This window comes from Candidatus Magnetobacterium casense, assembly GCF_000714715.1.
GTDB classification, from domain to species: Bacteria; Nitrospirota; Thermodesulfovibrionia; order Thermodesulfovibrionales; family Magnetobacteriaceae; genus Magnetobacterium; species Magnetobacterium casense.
The window spans coordinates 22513-41933 of record NZ_JMFO01000014.1; the positions used below are offsets into that span (position 1 = coordinate 22513).

The window sequence follows — 19421 nt, forward strand, 5'->3', positions numbered from 1 at the left end:
CTCTTACATGGGCCAGTGGAAAATCTTTTCCTCTTTATCGAGCCCCTTGAGGTTGAACTTTCCAATGGCAACGGCCTTGGCACGTGTGCGCTGCTCAAGCATGTTCCAGAAGGCCTCTGTCATCAGGATTATTTCCTTTTTATTGTTTGTGGTTAAAAGTGCGGTGACGTCTTTTTCCTTGTGGCGGAGGTCTTCCAGTGAAAATACGGCATGTGCGTTTCTGCCGGTGCGTTCTCCCTCCTGGGTCAGACGGACTGAGCCCCAGTGTAGCGCTACGCATATCTGGACGGGGAACTTGATGTATCTGGCAATTCCGGCGGAGAGCTTTGAACCCGACTTCAGGGCATCTTCAGCAGCACCAAAGGTTGCAAAAAAGCCATCACCTGTGCATTTCAAGAACGGATGCTTTTCATTCTGCAGTGACCTGTCAAGCATCTGTCCCAGTGCAGAGACTACCTTTACCAGTTGCGTCTCTCCACCTTTTACAAGGCGCGTAGAGCCTACTATGTCCACAACCAGGAGCGCCTCCGTTCTCTCCTCAAAGAACTCACTTGGGGGGATAAGGATACTGCCTTCCGTGGTGTAGGCCTCGTCAATTAGGGCCTCATGTTGAAAATCAGCTCCGGCAGGTATCACACCAATCCGCGTTCGCCCCATCGATAACCACGAGGGTATCGGAAGATCAACAATACCCTTGATCCTGCGACCGTTTAAGTAGGTGCCATTACGACTGCCGAGGTCTTGTATCTTTAAGTTGTCGCCATCCACCGATATTATGCAGTGACTGCGCGAGACGGTTCTGTCATTTTTTAATGCGAGGTGGTTACCACTACCACGCCCTATAGAAAACGAAGGATAACTCACCGGCAGAAAGAAGTCGGAGGGTTGTTTGTCAAGATTTATGACGAACCCCAGGGGGATGGCCATTTCTCTGATATCGCCCTTGCCTGATACCAGGTCTTCGGTTTCGGATATGGCAATGATGTCGTCTGCTTGGAGCTGATCGCCCTGACAATCAACCAGCACTACGGTGATATTGTCCAGGCCGCCGGCGTTGTTGGCACTGTCTATAAGCGTCTGACATGCCGCTTTGTTATCGCGGTACTCACCGATGATGTCCATGATCGTATTGTCGGCAAGCATACCGGTCAGACCATCGGAGCATAACAGAATCCTGTCTCCCGGTTTGAGTTCAAGCAGCATGGTCTCAGGCAAGGCATCCCCGGCCATACCAATGCACCGGGTTATCTTACCCCGTGCCGGGTGTGTGGATGCCTCCTCGGGTGTGATCTCACCGGAGTTGATGAGTACCTGTATGACCGAGTGGTCCATGGTCAGTTGCTTAAACTTACCGTTGCGCAAGAGGTAGGCCCGACTGTCTCCCATGTGGGCAAGGAGGGCTGTCATATCACGCACAAGCAACAACACCACCGTCGCACCCATACCCGATAACCCAGGCTTGCTCTTACTTACTGAGCGCACTTGTTCGTTAAGCTCCGTCAGTGCCACGTTTAACTGTTCGGTAGCCTTTGCGGAGTTAAGTGTCGTGACATCCTTCATCCGTTTATTGAGTAAGATCGGTAACATCTCAACAACCAGTCTTGAGGCCAAATCGCCCGCTGCATGGCCTCCCATGCCATCGGATACTATGTAGACCCCCTTTTCAGGATCAACCGACCAGTTGTCCTCATTTCTCTTTCGGATACGCCCCTTATCCGTCAGACCGGCATAGCTTATTGTATTTGTCATAGAGCACCCTCCAATGCCCGCTTTAATCCTATTGCAGTTTTAAACTTTATCTCAGGCTGATCTATCAATGCCTCGTCAATGACCTCAGCCAATCTCTTTGGTATCTTGGGGTCTCTGTTGAGTATAGGCACCGGACGACTCTGAAGTACTATGTACCAGGGGTCCTTGCCCTTTGGAAAATCCCTCGGAAACTTCCCCGTCAGGAGGTAGTACAGTGAGGCCGCCATAGACCACACATCGGCCTCAGGCTTGGAATACTTGAAGTTTATCACCTGTTGCCGTGACATAAACACCGGTGTACCCGCAGCAGAGCCGGTGCGCGTATAACCGCTCAAACCCGCCGCATCAAAAGCCTTGCTCAGACCAAAGTCAGCTATTTTTGATATCCGGCTTGGGCCGGTTCCATAGAAAAAGAAGTTCGACGGTTTTAAGTCCCTGTGCACAAGACCCTTGAGCGTCATAATGCGGCCATCTGTGAGTTTAACATTTGGTATCTCCAGGTTGTGGGCATAGTCCAGACCATCGAGGGTCTGAAGGATAATAGTCATGGCCTCGTCTACCGAAAACCTTCCACCCATCTTGAGCATCCACCTGTCAATGCTGCCGCCATCACAGAATTCAAGTGTAAAGTAAAAAATTCCCTTCCAACTGCCGTAGTCGAGCATCTGTACCACGTTTTTGTGCTTGAGGTGTCTGGTGTATTCGACCTCACGCAGAAACCTCTCACGCGACTGTTCATTGACGGCCACCTCGGCAAGCATTACCTTGAGGGCTACCTTTTCGCCCGTGCTGTTGTTCGTTGCCAGGTAGACGACACCCATGCCGCCCTTTCCAAGCTCTTTTATGATGGTATAGCCCTTGATTTCCAGCAGACGCTCCTGAACATCCTGGGACGTCATTGGCTTAGACAGTTCTTCTGCCTCTTTGCTACAGTTGTCACACACGGGAGGGTCACCCTTGGCCGCAGCCACATTGCCGGGTATTTCCTTGCCGCATTTGACGCAGTTAACTACGGGTTTAGACACAGGGGGTTTTGGGGGTGTCTTTTTTACGGGCGGTTTGTTTTTTGCGCAGTCATCACAGATGTACTGGTTGGAGTTTAGTCTGTTTTGTTGGAGCTTATCCTCGAGTATTTCCTTTGAGCAGACAGAGCAGAACTCTACCGTGCCCAGCTCCAGCTTAAATATAGTGCTGCCAAGTCTGATCTCGTCACCTTCCTTGAGGTCGTACTCGGGGAAAAAGTGCTCCGACTTGTCAATGACCTTGGCCCTGTCACGCTGGCCTATTTTGACACCGTTGACGTAGGTGCCATTGAGGCTGCCAAAGTCCCTGACCCTTATGCCGGGGGGGTTGATATCAAACAGGCAGTGATGACGTGATATAGTACGGTGGTCCTCATCGTCAGGCAGTCGCGGGTAACAGTCCACCCCTCGCCCGACTATGCAGATCGTACGCTCGTTAAAGACATACTCCTTGCCCTTGAGTTTACCCTCAGTGACCTTGAGTATTACTTTAGCCGGCAACAGATACCTCTTGCTCTGACTCCGGTGCAAACGCACCCAGCACTGTGGCAATCCTGCGCACAAACCGGTCTGACGCTGGTAGTCAATTCATCCCAGGTATGAATGAAAACACCTCACACAACACATGAGTTTATTATACTATTCATGAACATTAGCATATCACAATTCTCTAATTTAGCAGACCTTATTCAGACATGTCAATAGTATCTGGAGTTTTTTCTGAAATGTTTCTTGCCGTAACTATAGTTTTGCACTTTCTGGATTCCTGCTTACGCAGAAATGACATGGAACAGCCAAAAGCGCCACTTGGTGTCATTCTCGCGAAAGCGAGAATCCATTTCTAAGAACAGCGTAAAATACTGGTTTAAAAAAAAGTGCGAAAGTATAGTAAATACAAGCCTTGCATAAGCAGTCTCCTTTAGCTTACAATAGTTCTACCAGCGATATGAGAAGACATGAATATAAGAGAAAAGGTTGAGCCGCCACAGGACAAGCAAGGGGGCATTCTCACTAAAGACGACACGAAATCGATAGTGCTGGTGCTGCTGCTACTGACCCTTGTTGTGTACTACAGGGTGGGGTTTAACGACTTTATCAACTGCGACGACCCGCAGTATGTCACGGATAACCATATGGTAAACACCGGCCTTAGCGTGGATGGGATGCTGTGGGCGTTTAAAACTACGTTCTTTGTCAATTGGCATCCGTTGACGTGGCTTTCGCACATGCTTGATGTATCGGTCTTCAGACTCAACCCCGGCGGGCACCACCTCACAAACCTCATCATACACATGATAAATACCGTCCTTGTGTTCTACGTGCTGTTGCGGATGACGGCAGAGAGGTGGCGGAGCGCCTTTGTCGCTGCCATGTTTGCAGTCCACCCGCTGACCGTTGAATCGGTGGCGTGGGTGTCGGAACGTAAGAATGTCCTGTGCACGATGTTCTGGCTGCTGACGATGATTGCCTACCACAACTATGTGCGCCAGGATGATACTGATACACCCTCTCATAAAGGGAGGGGGATAAAGATACGAATATACATGCTTGTCCTGTTGTTGTTTGCACTGGCGCTTATGGCCAAGCCGATGGCAGTAACTCTGCCATTCGTTCTGATCCTGATGGACGTGTGGCCGTTAAAGCGGTTCACATATCCGAGGATCGCAGAGAAGATACCGTTGTTTGTCCTCTCCGGGATATCCAGTATGATAACCTACGTGGTGCAGAGGGAGGCACACGCCGTACAACCGTTGAGTATGCTGCCATTGGCAAACCGTGTCTTTACGGCTACGGTCAACTACGTGCAGTATCTTTACATGATGATAAACCCCACCAAACTGGCCATATTCTACCCTTATCCCTACAACATGCCGCTGTGGAAGCCGTGTGCGGCCTTTGCACTCCTGCTGGTAATCACCATCTACGCACTGGTGTCAGGCCCCAGGAGGCCATATCTCATCATTGGCTGGCTGTGGTACGTGGGCACGATGGTGCCGGTTATAAAGCTGGTTCAGACCGGACGTGAGGCCATCGCAGACAGATACACCTACGTCCCGCTTATCGGGATATATATAATTATGGCATGGGGCAGCGCCGAACTTCTGCAAAACAGCCGGTTTAAAAAACCCGTCCTGACAATAATAGCCGCCGTGCTGATCGTGTTCTACGGCAGCCTGACGTGGGCATACACCGGTCACTGGAAGAACTCCCTGACGCTCTTTAAGCACGCCATCGATGCCGTAGAAAACAACTACCAGGCCTACAACAACTACGGCAACGCCCTGATCGACAATGACAGATTAGGCGAGTCCATCGGATACTTTGCCAGGGGGATTGAGCTAAAACCCGATAGCGCCGAACTGCGTGGCAGCATGGGAGATGCCCTCACCAGGCAGGGCAAGTTTGAAGAGGCCATGATACACTATGTGCGTAGTCAGCCCCTGATGTTCTTTGACGGTGAGGCGCTATTACGCAAGCGATTTGGGTTGATCTACCTGAAACGAAAAAACTACAAGGATGCCGTTATATACCTCAACAAGTCGCTGGATATTCATCCCAGGGATACGGAGGTGTTAAACAACCTCGGCATTGCCCTGATGGGGCTTGACAGGGTGAAAGAGGCCGTTGATGCCTTTACCCGTGCCGTTGACATCGCTCCTCAGAGCGCCTCCATGCACAAGAACTTGGCCTATGCACTCAGAAAGGCTGGCAGGGACGAGGAGGCACAGGCACACATGCTCCAGGCACAGCGCCTTGGCGGTGAGTAGTTCCGGGGGGAAACCACAGACGGTGCCGGCCACTGGAGAAATCAAGACCCGTTATCTGAACCTGCTAATCGTCCTCTGCCTGATAACCCTTACCATGTGCGCCTACTGGCCGCTGAGTGACAACGGACTCGTAAGCTACGACGACGAAAAATACCTAACCGAAAGCGTCTACGTCAAAAGCGGCCTGACAACCGAAGGGATGACGTGGGCACTTACAACTTTCTATCTCTCCAACTGGCATCCGCTGACATGGCTGTCCTACATGCTAGACACCGAACTCTACGGCGGGGTCAATCCCCAGGGCATACACATGACTAATCTGATGCTGCACGTGATAAACGCTATTGTGTTGTTTTACCTGTTCATGTATATCCTCCGTGGCGCAGTGACACATCCCGTCATTGTGGCAGGCGTGGTAGCAGTCCTGTTTGCCGTGCATCCGTTAAACGTGGAGTCTGTGGCCTGGGCATCGGAGCGCAAAAGTGTACTGTCTACGCTGTTTTGGCTGCTAACGATGCTCGTCTACTTTCGCTACGTTGAAAGTCCTTCGTGGAAGCGTTATGTGGTGGTGCAGTTCTTTCTTATCCTGGGGCTGATGTCCAAGCCAATGCTTGTGACGCTGCCTGCCGTGTTGTTGCTGACAGACTACTGGCCGTTGCGGCGATTTGTCGGGGAGCATTTTGGGCGTCGTCTGTGGCGGTTGTCGCTGGAGAAGGCGCCGTTGTTTGCACTGTCTCTGATTAGCTCCGCTGTCACGATCATTGCACAGAGCAAGAGCGAGACAATTGTCCCGTTGTCGGTGACGTCGTTGTGGTTTCGCCTGTTGAGTGCGTTACAGTCGTATGCCTCCTACGTTGAAAAGACGTTGTGGCCCGTGAAACTGGCGGCCTTTTATCCCTACGTGGAGTTATCGTTGTCATGGGAGCTTGTGGTGCGATTGGTGCTCTTTGTTGGTGTGAGCGTTGTGGTAGTGATGCTCAGGCACAGGAGGCCGTATCTCCTGATTGGATGGTTGTGGTATCTTGTGACGTTGTTGCCGGTGATCCAGATAGTCCAGGTCAGCATTGCCCCGATAGCCGACAGATACGCATACGTACCCACAATTGGCATCTTTGTAATCATTGCCGCACTGGCAGATGACGTCTCGTCGTGGTCATTGCCGTGCAGCGTCGGGGCAGTCCTGGCCGGCGTGATTGTCATCGGCTCGTTGCCGGTTCTGACCCACAGGCAGGTACAGCACTGGCACGACTCGGGGGCGTTGTTTAAACATGCCCTGGAGGTGACAACAAACAACTACGTTGCACACAACAATTACGGTACGCATCTCTTAAAAACCGGCAGGATCGATGAGGCCATTGAACAGTTTTCGATGGGCCTGAAGATTGTCCCAGATTACCCGCTTTTGAACTTCAATATGTGGAGTACCCTTCTGTCGCAGGGCAGGTACGAGGAGGCCGCAAAGTATTTTCTCAAGGCGACCCCGTTTTTGACCAAGGGTGGTAATCCATACTTTTACAAGATGCTAGCCCTGTCCTTTATGCGCCAGAAAAACTACGCTGAGGCCATCAAGTATGCCCAAAAGGCCATGGTAAGTAATCCCCGTGATGTTGACGCCTTGCAGTATATTGGTCTGTCCCTTGTGTCAGAGGGCAAGTACGAAGAGGCGTTGGTTTACTTTTCGCAAGGCATCCGGATCGATCCCAACAACTGGCAGTTGCACTACAACAAGGGGCTTGCCCTGAAGAGGCTGGGGCGGCACAGAGAGGCTGTCGAGTCCTTCGCTGAGGCGGAGAGAGGAAAAAGAAAGAAGGGGGCGGCTCTGCTTCGGTCAACATTATAACAAGATATGTACATTCTCGAGTTTTCCACGATAACCGGACATTTCTATTTTGCTGTGACATTGATTTAAGCCACTTTTCTGTTTTAGCAATATGGCATTATTACTGTGCTTGGGCGATGTGACCACGCCGGACTGGAGTGCTTCCAATTTATCTTGATGCAATAAAAAAGGCGGCAGAGAAACACAACGTGCGCCTTAGCGTCATCGTTGAAATAATGACTATGCTTCAAGAAAATCCGTTTACTGCAGAACTGGCACCTATTAGCCGTATCTTAAAACAGCTTACGATTGCATCGCAATTTAGCACTTTTGGAATTACCGCCTTCAGTGTACCGGAATATATGACACCACTTAGCGGCGCTAAAGCACAGCTTTTATTTGAGGACTATATCAGGGAATGCAAAAAGCATTACGTCCATTAGTGGGAAGTGCGGTTTTGTCTTGACAAGAAAAAAAATATATGTTAGCATAAAGAGGTGATGACAAGAATTGCTACTATAAGCCTACATTATGCTAATACTAGCAAAGTAGCTTATTTATATAGAGCGTTTGTCTTTCATGCACTAAAAGAACAGAAAAGAGGGCTTTGCCCTCCCTCAGACCAACCCCACAATGGGAGCAGTCCCCCCTTCTATGCCGGGGGGCGCTGACCCCTTGACCCCATAAAAATGCCACGTATTTTGTATTTAATCCAATCGAAATATACTACATCGGTCATCTTGGAGAGTCAGACCGTAAGGCGTCGGTGGCGGCTTAGAGATTATTTATGGGTTAACAACATTTGTAACGAAAAGGAGAGAGTATGGCAACAGGTTCTGTATCAGTCCTTGGTGAATTGTTGGTACGAAGCGGACTGGTAGAAGAGAAACAAGTAAAGGAGGCCTTTGAGATATCCAAGAAAGAGGGTAAGAGGTTAGGCTCCGTGCTTGTAAAGATGGGATTTGTCAAGGAAGACGCCCTTGCAGGCTTTTTCAGCAAGCAGTATAAAATCCCCTTGATCGACATGTCTCAATACCAGATAGACACCGAACTGGTAAAAAAGATACCATTTGAGCGTGCAAAGCGAAACATCCTGATCCCCATTACAATGGAAGGAGACGCCTTGCGGATTGCCATTGCCGATCCCACCAACAATCCCGCCATAGAGGACGTCAAGTTTATAACGAGGATGAAGGTGGCAGTGCATGTGGCCACGGAATCTGCCATCATGAAGGCAATAGAGGAACACTATCCCAAGACGGAACAACTGAAGGCAGCCGCTGCCGCTGCACCGGCAAAGTCAACGGAGAAGACATCGCTGGATATGTCGGAGATTGACAAACTTATCAAGAAAACGACTTCCAATATCGCCGTTGTTGAACAAAAAGAAGAAAAGATATCATTGGCGGATGCCGGGGCAGCCCCTATAATCCAACTGGTAAATGCAATCCTGATGAATGCTATAAATGACAGAGCCAGCGATATTCACATAGAGCCACGGGAGAAAGAGATTCACGTAAGGTATCGGATAGACGGTGTGTTAAAGCAGGCGTTTCCGCCTTTCCCTGAGCATATAAAGAATCCCCTCGTGTCACGCATCAAGATAATGTCTCGCCTGGATATATCCGAGCGGCGTATACCCCAGGATGGCAGGATCAAGATCAAGTTTGGCGAAAACAGTGAGATAGACTTTCGAGTTTCGACCCTGCCACTACAATTTGGTGAAAAGGTGGTTATGCGAATCCTTGACAAATCCAACCTGAATCTGGATTTAAGCGTCCTGGGATTTGACGATACGCAGCTCAATGACTTCGTCGAGGCCATAGAGAAACCCTACGGAATGGTGTTGGTTACCGGTCCCACGGGTAGTGGCAAGACGACGACCCTGTATTCGGGGCTTTCACACCTGAATAAACCGGGGGTTAATATCATGACGGCAGAGGACCCCGTGGAATATAACCTGGCAGGGATCAATCAGGTGCAGGTCAAGCCTGATGTGGGGCTGACGTTTGCCGCGGCGTTGAGGTCGTTCTTGCGACAGGACCCCGATATCATCCTGGTTGGTGAGATCAGAGACCAGGAAACCGCCGAAATAGGTGTAAAGGCCGCCTTAACGGGTCACCTTGTCCTGAGCACCCTGCACACCAACGATGCCCCCGCTACGATTACGAGGCTCTTAAACATAGGGATCGAACCGTTTCTGGTATCCTCATCGGTCATCCTGGTAATAGCCCAGAGGTTGGCAAGGCGGATATGCAAGAGCTGTGAGAAAATAGAACAAAAAGTATCGGAACAGGTACTTTTAAAGGCGGGAGTTGCCCCCGAGGAGATTGCTGATTTCAAGTGCTACGTAGGTAAAGGGTGCGATGCCTGTAACAATACCGGCTACAAGGGCAGATTGGCCCTGCATGAGGTAATGCCAATGCGCACTGATCTGAAAGAGGTTATCCTCAGCGGTGGCACTGCCGAGTCTATAAAGCGAGAGGCCGTCAGATTGGGTATGCGCACACTCAGGCAGAGTGGCTTATACAGGGTCAAACAGGGACTGACCACCATTGATGAAGTATTCAGAAGCACGTTTGGAGATTAAAATGATTGAAAAAAATAAAATTTCTACGCCTGATACTAAGGAGATGAGTTATGACTAAACTTACAACATTGCTTGAAGAACTCTCTGACGATGACATACAGTGGTTGTTGGCGGCAGGGGTTGAGGAGCGTGTAGAGCCTGGCACTGTGGTTATAAGCGAAGGAGAGTACATAGGTTCAATTTACATGGTCTTGGAAGGTACCCTGGGCGTATATATATCCGTCACCAACCCCAGGTTATTAAACACGGTAGGTGCCGGCGAGATACTGGGAGAGATGTCTTATCTGGAGGACAAACCTACGGCAGCCACTGTCATTGCCCTGGAAAATGTTGTGCTGCTTAACATCTCAAGGGAAGCCCTTGATAACAAAATGTATGACGAGCCTGATTTTGGCAGGCGCTTTTACAAGGGGATTGGCATATTTATGTCACGGAGGTTGCGACAAGTCAATACCCGCATGGATTATATACTGGAGGCCCTGGAACTCGCAAAGAGATGGCCACTTGAAGACACTCCGTAGGTATCCTCTTTATATTTCATGGTAACTATACTGTTATGCATCTTGGATTCCTGGTCAAGCCAGGAATGACACACTTGGAAAACGGCTATAACTGTCATTCCTGCGAAAGCAGGAATCCATGCCTTTAAGCCATGAAGTTAATTTTACCATGCTTTTTGAAGAAGACACTCCGTAGGGTGTTAAATAGCGGAGCATAAATGTTTAGAACATTAAGGTTAAGAATAATGGGGTCAAGGGGACTTCTTCGTGCCCGGGGTGGCTTACCCCTCCCCTTGCGGGGGGGGTGGGGCACGATTTTCCCGCAGCGGGTCGCACCCGCCCCTGCCACAAACCGCCCCTTTCTTTTTTGCCTTAAAGTATAGTACCATGAAATATAAAGAGGATACGAATGAACGGCGATGACGATAAGAGGTTTTATCCTGATTACCTGTTTGAGATACTATGTGTTGTGGTATGCCTGATGGCAGTGCTGACGGTTACCGCTCTGGCAATGCCGCAGGAGATGGGCAGACGCATTGTGCTGTCAACGCCGTTTCAGCCAAAGCCGGAATGGTACTTCCTGTGGCTCTTTGAGCTGTTGAAGTACTTTCCTGGCAGGACTGCGTTTATAGGGACGGTGGTTTTGCCTCTGGTCTTTGTGGCTGCGCTACTGATGGTGCCATTTATCGACAGGGATGAACATTCAAAGACCGGCAGACGGAGGGCAGCTATGGTGCTAGGAGTTCTTTATCTGTTATTTTTGACATTTACGATTATACCGTTATTGGGTTGAGTTAATTGTTTAAAGGTTACGTACAGGTGTACACGGGCAACGGTAAGGGCAAGACCACGGCGGCAGTAGGGTTGGCAGTCAGGGCGGCAGGGAGTGGGTTGAGGGTGTTTTTTGCCCAGTTCATAAAAAGTACCGGCAGTGGCGAGTTTCATTTCATCTCCCGCTCCGGGACGCTCCCGACTCTGCAAAGTGTGGATGACCTCATAGAAGTCCGGCAATATGGGATGGGCTTTGTCAGGGGTGCCCCGGGGGCGGAGGACATAGAGGCAGCCATAAGAGGTCTCAGCCAGTGTCAGGAGGCAGTGCTTTCTGCCAACTACCAGGTAGTTATCCTCGATGAGATAAACGTTGCGATGACCCTGGGGCTATTAGGGCTTGATGAGGTTGTGGAGTTGATACAAGGTCGTCCTCAAGGCGTTGAACTCGTACTGACCGGCAGGGGAGCACCTCAGAGGGTCATTGAGCTGGCCGATCTGGTGACGGAATTCAGGGAGATAAAGCACTATTTCACCAAGGGCGTTACCGCACGGCAGGGAATAGAGTATTAAGCCTCCGCACTCTCCTTAGCGTACAGGTGGCCAGTGAGGCAACGCCTTCGCCACGCCCGATAAAGCCCATGCCTTCATTGGTTTTGGCCTTTACGTTGATGAGGTTGGAGGCGATACCCGTTGAGGAAAGTGATTGTTTGATCTGTTCGATGTAGGGGGCCAGTTTGGGACGCTCCATAATTACAATGCAATCGAGCCAGGTGACAACAAACCCCTCTTGCCTGACCTTGTCGATTACGAGTCTGAGCATGTCGAGGCTACAGGCGTCTTTGTATGTGGCGTCGGTATCGGGGAACATCCGCCCGATATCGCCAAGGCCCGCTGCCCCAATGATGGCATCAATGATGCTATGGCACAGGACGTCGGCGTCGGAGTGACCGGCAAGCCCCTTGTCAAAGGTCAGTTCAACCCCACCGAGGATGAGCCTCCTGCCTTCAACCAGACGGTGCGAGTCGTACCCCAGTCCTACCCTGATGTCGTCTGTTGGGATAGTATCCATTGTGCGTAGGCGAGGTCATCCCTCGTGGTTATCTTGATGTTTGCGTACTCACCATCGATGATTTTGATTCTGCCGCCGTAGTGTTCAACTGCCGAGGTGTCGTCGGTAAAGGTCAGACCATCGGCAGCCGCCCTGCTGTATGCCTCAAGTATGGTGGAGCAGAGAAACACCTGTGGGGTCTGCACGGCCATGAGGCTATCCCGTCTGAGGGTCTTGACCACGTAGCCATCGGCGACCTCCTTGACGGTATCTTTGACAGCCACGGCACATACGATGCCATCGCACCCGCTAAGGCCAGCAATGCAGTCCCTCAGGAGCGCATCCGAAATCAGGGGGCGTGCGGCATCGTGGATGAGCACCAACTTGGCAGTCCCTGTAGTTGCCCCACAAATAAGCCCCAGGGCGTTACAGACGGAGTCCTGCCGTCGCTCTCCACCTGGGGCCAGACGCTTGACCTTGGTTAGCGCAAACCTCTCTATCAGCTCACGGGTGTCCTCTGTGTCACAGTCCTGGATGACGGGGATGATTTCATCTATCTGTTGGCACGCCTGGAGCCGCTGCAATGTCCTGGCAAGGATCGGTATCCCCAGCAAGGGATAAAATACCTTGTTGCGTTTGGAACCAAATCTCCTGCCTGAACCTGCCGATGGCACTATTGCGATTGTCATTTTGTCCGTCTGCTTAGTCCCAAGAATCTACTAAGGAACTGGGCACAAATAACTTGCCCATTTACTATATAATTGTTATACTTTCTCCATGAGAGACAAAAATATTTTACTATGTATTCAAAGAAAATGTCAAGATATCGAATGCTAACTCATACTCGCTCTTCTTACGATAATCTTTTATCCCTCGCTGTTTATCAAGCAAATCAGGAAAGTAATGTATAATTACCTTATACAGCCTAAACACTATCGCACTCTTTTTCTTCTTATCTTTACACTTGATCTTCATTTTTCTCTCCTTATAAGTCTTTATTATATTTAACGGTAAAAGAGAGAAAAACTTTACTTTACTGATGTGTTTCATACAAAACTGCCCGAAAAAAGTTTTTTTAACCCTGGTAAATCCCTTTCCTATCTATGTTTACTCTACACTCTGAATCGCTGCTCGTCAAAAATTTATTTGACAACTGCCATTAAAAACATGTATCATATTAAACATGCGCCCATGGCTCAATTGGATAGAGTGTCGGACTACGGATCCGAAGGTTGGGGGTTCGACTCCTCCTGGGCGCGCTATATTAACCCAGTAGCAACAAGGCACCAGATATATGAAGCTCGACCTGACATCTTACTCAGTCGTGATCCTTGGCAAGAGGCACAACCCTACGATCTTAAATCCGGACTTTTTGCGACACACCGGCATCGTCAAAGGGACTCTGACGCTCAAGGATGTGCTGTGCTCTTCGGCTGTATCGCACGTGGTCTACAACGGAGGACTTTCCATTGTAGCCGAAAGTGAGCGACTGCAGTTCATAGACGAGGACACGATGACAATCCCATACGACTCTCAGATACCGGCCATTGCCACCAGATATCTGAACGTCCTGCCCCACGTCAACTACACCGCCGCCGGTATAAACTTTACCGGTCACTATGTATACGAAACACGACAGATGGCCCTGGCATTTTTAAAAAAAACTTTTATCAAGGAAGGCCCCTGGTTAAATCTTGGCTCCGGACTGACGGAGGCCGGATTAAAGTTTGTATCCTACTTTGACGACGTCTCCTGCACCATATCCCTTGAGGTGACCGATATTGCCGCACACGAACATGACAGCAACGACTCGGAGGCACAGAGTCGTATCATCTTTCCAAAGGCAATCCCAGCCATTGACGTAAAGGCCAACTACCACCTCGATGCCAAAGAGGTCGAACTCAAAACAATCAAGGCATTTATCCTCAGTTGGCAGACCTGCTTTGAAAGGCTCGTTGTTTTCCTTGACGAGGTCTTTGGCATCGTCTGAGGAACGACTACCTTGATCCCATCCTGTGTAGCCTTGATTTTTAAACATGGTGAACTATTACAATGCAACGAACATTGTCACAGAGGCAGAGTTTTTTTGTATGGTCTCAGAGGCGTTCAAACTCACTCTTAAAGTATGCCAGTGTTTTGTCGTCGTATATGCAGAATTCAACGGTATTGAGGGTTGACTGAGTGTTTTGTTCCAGAAACAGCTTGCTCTGTCTGACAAGTATGGCAGCACACTTGTCCTTTGGGAAGCCAAATATACCGGAGCTGACTGCCGGCATAGAAATACTCTCAAAGCCATGCTCTGAGGCCAGTTGCAATGAACTGACAGCAGCGCTTGCGAGTTTTTCGTCCTCCTGCCCCTCGCCCATCCGCGGTCCGACTGCGTGTATAACGGCCTTGCACAGCAGGGTGCCGGCCCGCGTCAGGGCAGCACCGCCAACAGGGACATAACCTATCTTGTTACTCTGCTCCTGGATTATATTGCCACCTTTTTTAACTATCGCGGCTGCCACACCACCACCGTGCTGCAAGTGAGAGTTGGCCGCATTGACAATTGCATCCACATCGCGCTCGGTTATGTCTCCCTTGACTAACCGTAGTGTCTTGTTGCCGATTGACTTTTCGCTGATTATTTCCATTACAAACTCCTCATGTATTTATTCAGATTATAACAATGGCAGGTTTTCAGCCGATTAGCCTGACAAGTTCGCCAATGTCGGTTGCCTTGCGTATGTGCTCTTTCATCTTCTTCAGGGCACTCAGGTTATCGATCTTTCTGATTTTTGACATCAAGGCCAGACCATCGCTTCCAAACTTTATATCAAGGGCAAGCTCTATCCCTTCAAGTAATCCTTTCTTCTGTCCCTCCTTCTGCCCCTCTTTCAGTCCTTTCTTTTCACCTTTTATCAGCCCCTGCGCCAGACCTTTCTCCAGCCCCTGCGCCAGACCTTTCTCTACCCCCTGCACTAATCCTTTCTCCAACCCCTGCGCTAATCCTTTCTCTACCCCTTGTGCCAAGCCCTGTTTAAATCTGATGTCTCTCTCTAAATCATATGTTAAGGCCATTTTTTCTACCTCCTTGTATATATAATCCTGTAAGTCTCTTGTCAGTGACATCATTTCTATCTGCTGTATATATTTACCACGAAGCGTCTCCTCTTTCACAAAGTCCCGGATACGTTGAAGCAGCTCCTTCAAATACACCTTGGCACCCTTACCCTCAAGATTACACAGCACCGATATAATCATCTCCTGGGGCCTTGTGGAATACAAAAACAGCTCACAATCAAGTTTCCTCATGTCGATGAGGTTGTATTGATAGTTTACTTTTGGTTCGACTATACGGTCTGCCATCTTTAATGGCTTGTTGCCAATGTAGAAGACATATTGTATCACGGGCAACTTATGTATCTGAGCCATATGACACCAGTATCTCAGCATCCTGTAGACCATGCCTGGATCATTGGTCAATTGAAACTCTATGTGAACAATGATAGTTTCACCCTGCACTGTAACCACTTTTAAGAGAAAATCGGCCTCCCTCTCATCGGTGACCTGCATCTTGCTCTCTATGGCAGTGATACTCACGGCCTCTATCTTCATCACCCTGCACAGCAGAACGTCAACCACATCCCGCATGGTCTCCTTGATTATCCTGTCATATTGATTTGGCATAACCCTTTACCCTCATGATTTATCATACCTTATTGGCATGTGCATTGGCAAGTTATATGGCAGATTTCCGGTGATTGTTATTGAAAGTGTGTGCGGTATGTTTTAAGTACCTATACTTTCGCACTTTTTTATAAACCAGCCTTTTATGCAGTTCTTGAAAATGGATTCCCGTTCCCTGTTCAAGCCAGGGACATGTTTCACGGGAATGACAGTAAATGGCGATTTTGGCTGTTCTATGTCATTCCACAGCCTGCCCCTGGCTTGAACAGGGGTAAGCAGGAATCCAGAAAGTGCGAAACCATAGTAAGTACCTGACTAAGGGATAGTTGTCAGGGTTTAAAGACAAAGCCCCCTTTAAAGACCTGCAGGCAGGCCCGTACTACATCTGGGTCATACAGGATACCGCTATTGGCGCTGATCTCCTCCATGGCCTTTTCTATTCCAAGGGCTGGCCTGTAGGGCCTGTGATTGGCCATGGCCTCCACCACGTCGGCCACACAGATGATCCGTGCCTCTATCAGTATCTCATCCCCTTTTAGCCCTCGCGGATATCCGGTGCCGTTGAGCCTTTCGTGGTGCTGCAGGACAATGTCCGCTACGGGGTATGGAAACTCGATACTCTTGAGGATGTTATAACCGATCTCTGAGTGGTCCTTGATGATCTCAAACTCCTGTGGTTTGATCTTCCCTGCCTTGCTGAGGATTTCGGCGGGGACGGATATCTTTCCCAGGTCGTGTATTTCGGCGGCTACCCTGAGACCCTCTGTCTGATCGGCAGATAACCCCATTTTGACGGCAATACGGCGGGCCAGGTCTGACACCCTGCGCTGATGACCAGCGGTATAGGGGTCGCGCACCTCAACGGCTACAGACATCGCCTCCATTACCGCACCAGTTATCCTGCGCAGCTTGTTGAGGCTTACCTCAAGCTCGGAGATGGCATTCTTGCGCCTGGTGATATCCCTGGCAATCCCGGTGAAAAAAGTCCCCGAGCGCGCACTCCACTTAGTCAGCGACAACTCTATTGGAAACTCCACGCCAGCCTTGTTTAAAGCAATAAGCTCAAAGGCTTCTCCTGTGGCAAGGGGTGGCGGACCACTGCTAAAATGATACAAAAGCCCTCCCCTGTAATCCTCTCTGAATCGCTCCGGTATAATCACCGACAGGTCTCCTCCGATTACCTCGTCCGGACTGTAACCAAAGATGCTTGCCGCCCCGTCGTTCCAGAAGGCAACGCGGCCATCGGTATCTATTGAAAATATTGCGTTTACGGATGTCTGAATGACCGAACGGAGGTGTTCCTCTCTCTCTTTGAGGATATCCTCCGTGTTGTAACGCATAATGACCCCCGCCAGTGTGTTTGTCAGGGCAAACAGGATATCTTCATCGTCCTTTTTTCTCTCGTGCCCCGCCTTGGTAAATACCGTAAAGACGCCAATTACTTGCATATTGTACATTATGGGGACGCAGTAGTGGCCATGGTTCTCTATGTCTCTGTAGACGATGTCATGGTGTGGCTCGGTGTGTAGTCCGCTGGAGAATACTATCTCTCCTCCTGATGCGGCCTTCCCGCACAGGCATTGTCCGATAGAAATCTCCCTGCAGGTATTCAGGTGGTCGTCGTTAAAATTGTAGGAAGAGTACATCTTTAAGACCCTCTTGTTGTCATCAACAAGGAACACGCAGGCCTTGGACTCCAGCGATACCCACGGGATGGAGACAACAACGGCAAGTATCTCTCGCAGGGTTTCATCAAGGGAGTCGGAGCGCAGGGATATCTCCAGGATAGAGTTTATTGTTTGCTGTACCTGGTAGTTGTGTTTTAGCTTTTTTCTGGCGTCCTTGTGGTTTTTTACCTCCACCTCGAGTCTTGAATTAGCCATTACCAGGTCGATATTGCGCGTCATCACCTTGTCCTCAAGCTCTTCATTTACCAGCCTGAGCATATCTTCCATGCGTTTGCGCTCAATGATTCCGGCAATTGTCTTGGCAATGGCGGACAGGAACTCCTCCTCCCGCAAACTTCTCTTGTGACCACACCTGACGTACAGGTTTATCACGCCCAGGACGTTACCATCAGCCGATATTATAGGCACACAGTAATGACCATGCTCCAACATGCCTGTGTAGCTTGTTTCGTGTCTTTCGTCTATGCAATTGGAAAAGACAATCTGCCTTTCATATGCGGCTATACCGCACAGACACCTGTTAAAGGGTATACGCTGACATTTTGTCAACAGGTGTTCGTTGAAGTTTACATAAGCCTTTAAGACGAGGACGTCCTTTTCGTCCTCAACAATGGCTATGCTGCCAACAGGTTCCAGGGCAAACCACGACACAGACAGCAGCAGCTCCAGTATCTCCTGCAACTGTGCATCTAAAGACATCGGTGACAGCGACAACGACAGGATTGTATTGACTACCCCCTGGGTGCGATAACTCTCCGTTAGCTCCGCTGTGCGTTGGCTGACGATGTCATCAAGCCTGGTGGTTGTCATCAGTGCCATCTCCTCCGTGACACGCAGGAGGTTATTCTGTATGGCAATCATGGCTTGCAGCGAGTCACAATCCGGTTGAGTGGGTGGTCCGCCATTATCGCAAAACACGGACGTCTTAAATGGTGCAATGGCATACTGTACGCTCAGGGCAAGGGGCTTGAACATGACGGCAACATCGTCCGATAAGCAGACCCTGCAAAACATCAGTACGGCAAACATCTCTCCGTTTGGTAGTTCCCCGCCAAAACCAAGCACGGACTTGACGCCATAGGGAATAACAAACTCCTCCTGTGCCGGTACCAGGGGATTATTCGTTGCATCGTAGACGTAGAAGACGCCATAGGTCTTATCCGTATCTATGAAGTGTCTTTGCCCGTTACTGTGCACCATGTCATGGATATCCACGCCAAACTGCAACAGCAGGGCAGAGACCATCGGGAGCGAATTGACAAACGGCACACTGTACAGCGGGATGACCTGATGTCCCCGGGAGGTCTGCCGTTTGTTCCAGGCTTCCTCTATGCCGCAGGTGGCAAGGAGGGTGAGACAGTTTGTGTCCTCCTGGGGGACTTGAGCAAAACTCTCCAGGGCAGTCAGTCTTAACTCCTGAGGCAATTTACCGAAGCGGTGTGTCTTAAAAAACCTCGCGAGGACAAAATTGCCCTCCCCCGTGTTGGAATCCCTGAAGTTATTGTAGAGAGTCTTCATTATTCCGTTGGCGGCGTCCTCCATGCAGTCGCACCCCACGGTGGACTGGCGTATAAGGTGGCCGCACTGTATCATATCACCCAAGCTAAATCTTAACAGGTCAAACATCTCTTTTTAGGTTATCCTCCTTTAAAAAACAGGGTAATTTTTAGTATCCTCTTTATATTTCACGGTAACCATCTTTTACGCATCCTGGATTCCTGGTCAAGCCAGGAATGACATACTTGAAAAACGGCTGTAACTGTCATTCCTGCTCCCTGTTCAAGCCAGGGACAT

15 protein-coding genes and 1 tRNA gene are annotated in these 19421 nt (G+C 49.7%); 9 read left to right on the plus strand and 7 right to left on the minus strand.

The genetic code is table 11. From position 1 onward, the window contains the following. Nucleotides 1-3: 3 nt before the first annotated feature. The gene (locus tag Mcas_RS16650; RefSeq protein ID WP_052567070.1) at nucleotides 4-1749 is read right to left on the minus strand and encodes a Stp1/IreP family PP2C-type Ser/Thr phosphatase; all 1746 of its coding nucleotides are present in this window, start codon (nucleotides 1747-1749) and stop codon (nucleotides 4-6) included. After that, nucleotides 1746-3272, minus strand: a complete 1527-nt coding sequence (locus tag Mcas_RS08895; protein ID WP_040335184.1) for a protein kinase domain-containing protein — start codon at nucleotides 3270-3272, stop codon at nucleotides 1746-1748. Before Mcas_RS08895 ends, Mcas_RS16650 begins: the two co-directional genes overlap by 4 nt. Before the next feature lie 455 nt (nucleotides 3273-3727). On the opposite strand from Mcas_RS08895, the gene Mcas_RS08900 reads away from it, so the two are divergent. The 7 genes from Mcas_RS08900 to cobO all read left to right on the plus strand — a co-directional run bounded on the left by Mcas_RS08900 (nucleotide 3728) and on the right by cobO (nucleotide 11789). Then, nucleotides 3728-5539: a tetratricopeptide repeat protein gene (locus tag Mcas_RS08900; RefSeq protein WP_052567071.1), complete on the plus strand. Its 1812-nt coding sequence runs from the start codon at nucleotides 3728-3730 to the stop codon at nucleotides 5537-5539. Further along, the gene (locus Mcas_RS08905; RefSeq protein WP_162176288.1) at nucleotides 5463-7379 is read left to right on the plus strand and encodes a tetratricopeptide repeat protein; all 1917 of its coding nucleotides are present in this window, start codon (nucleotides 5463-5465) and stop codon (nucleotides 7377-7379) included. The genes Mcas_RS08900 and Mcas_RS08905 overlap by 77 nt, the downstream gene beginning before the upstream one ends. Nucleotides 7380-7516: 137 nt before the next feature. Beyond that, complete coding sequence (locus Mcas_RS08910) at nucleotides 7517-7801, plus strand: hypothetical protein (protein ID WP_040335185.1); 285 nt, start codon at nucleotides 7517-7519, stop codon at nucleotides 7799-7801. Nucleotides 7802-8181: 380 nt separating this feature from the next. Next, a complete protein-coding gene (gene pilB, locus Mcas_RS08915) occupies nucleotides 8182-9948 on the plus strand; it encodes a type IV-A pilus assembly ATPase PilB (protein ID WP_040335186.1) in 1767 nt (588 codons plus the stop codon). Between the two features lie 50 nt (nucleotides 9949-9998). Continuing rightward, a complete protein-coding gene (locus Mcas_RS08920; protein ID WP_052567073.1) occupies nucleotides 9999-10469 on the plus strand; it encodes a cyclic nucleotide-binding domain-containing protein in 471 nt (156 codons plus the stop codon). A 388-nt stretch (nucleotides 10470-10857) separates the two neighbouring features. Beyond that, complete coding sequence (locus Mcas_RS08925; protein WP_040335187.1) at nucleotides 10858-11241, plus strand: hypothetical protein; 384 nt, start codon at nucleotides 10858-10860, stop codon at nucleotides 11239-11241. Between the two features lie 5 nt (nucleotides 11242-11246). Continuing rightward, nucleotides 11247-11789 (plus strand): cob(I)yrinic acid a,c-diamide adenosyltransferase, encoded by a 543-nt coding sequence (gene cobO / locus Mcas_RS08930; RefSeq protein ID WP_040335188.1) that lies wholly within the window; start codon nucleotides 11247-11249, stop codon nucleotides 11787-11789. On the opposite strand, the gene ispF is transcribed toward cobO, so the two are convergent. Next, on the minus strand, nucleotides 11761-12264 hold the full coding sequence (ispF, locus tag Mcas_RS08935; protein ID WP_040335230.1) for a 2-C-methyl-D-erythritol 2,4-cyclodiphosphate synthase: 504 nt from the start codon (nucleotides 12262-12264) through the stop codon (nucleotides 11761-11763). The two genes, cobO and ispF, sit on opposite strands and share 29 nt — an antisense overlap. After that, the gene (ispD, locus tag Mcas_RS08940; RefSeq protein ID WP_040335189.1) at nucleotides 12255-12956 is read right to left on the minus strand and encodes a 2-C-methyl-D-erythritol 4-phosphate cytidylyltransferase; all 702 of its coding nucleotides are present in this window, start codon (nucleotides 12954-12956) and stop codon (nucleotides 12255-12257) included. Before ispD ends, ispF begins: the two co-directional genes overlap by 10 nt. 496 nt (nucleotides 12957-13452) lie before the next feature. On the opposite strand from ispD, the gene Mcas_RS08950 reads away from it, so the two are divergent. Beyond that, nucleotides 13453-13526: transfer RNA gene (locus tag Mcas_RS08950), tRNA-Arg, on the plus strand. A gap of 35 nt (nucleotides 13527-13561) precedes the next feature. Further along, on the plus strand, nucleotides 13562-14257 hold the full coding sequence (locus Mcas_RS08955) for a hypothetical protein (RefSeq protein ID WP_040335191.1): 696 nt from the start codon (nucleotides 13562-13564) through the stop codon (nucleotides 14255-14257). Between the two features lie 106 nt (nucleotides 14258-14363). On the opposite strand, the gene Mcas_RS08960 is transcribed toward Mcas_RS08955, so the two are convergent. The 3 genes from Mcas_RS08960 to Mcas_RS16655 form a co-directional block, all read right to left on the minus strand. Further along, nucleotides 14364-14903, minus strand: a complete 540-nt coding sequence (locus Mcas_RS08960; RefSeq protein ID WP_040335192.1) for a macro domain-containing protein — start codon at nucleotides 14901-14903, stop codon at nucleotides 14364-14366. Nucleotides 14904-14949: 46 nt separating this feature from the next. Then, nucleotides 14950-15939, minus strand: coding sequence for an RpnC/YadD family protein (locus Mcas_RS08965; protein ID WP_040335193.1), 990 nt, complete (start codon nucleotides 15937-15939; stop codon nucleotides 14950-14952). A gap of 329 nt (nucleotides 15940-16268) precedes the next feature. Further along, complete coding sequence (locus Mcas_RS16655; RefSeq protein ID WP_052567074.1) at nucleotides 16269-19253, minus strand: HD domain-containing phosphohydrolase; 2985 nt, start codon at nucleotides 19251-19253, stop codon at nucleotides 16269-16271. Between the last annotated feature and the right edge of the window lie 168 nt (nucleotides 19254-19421).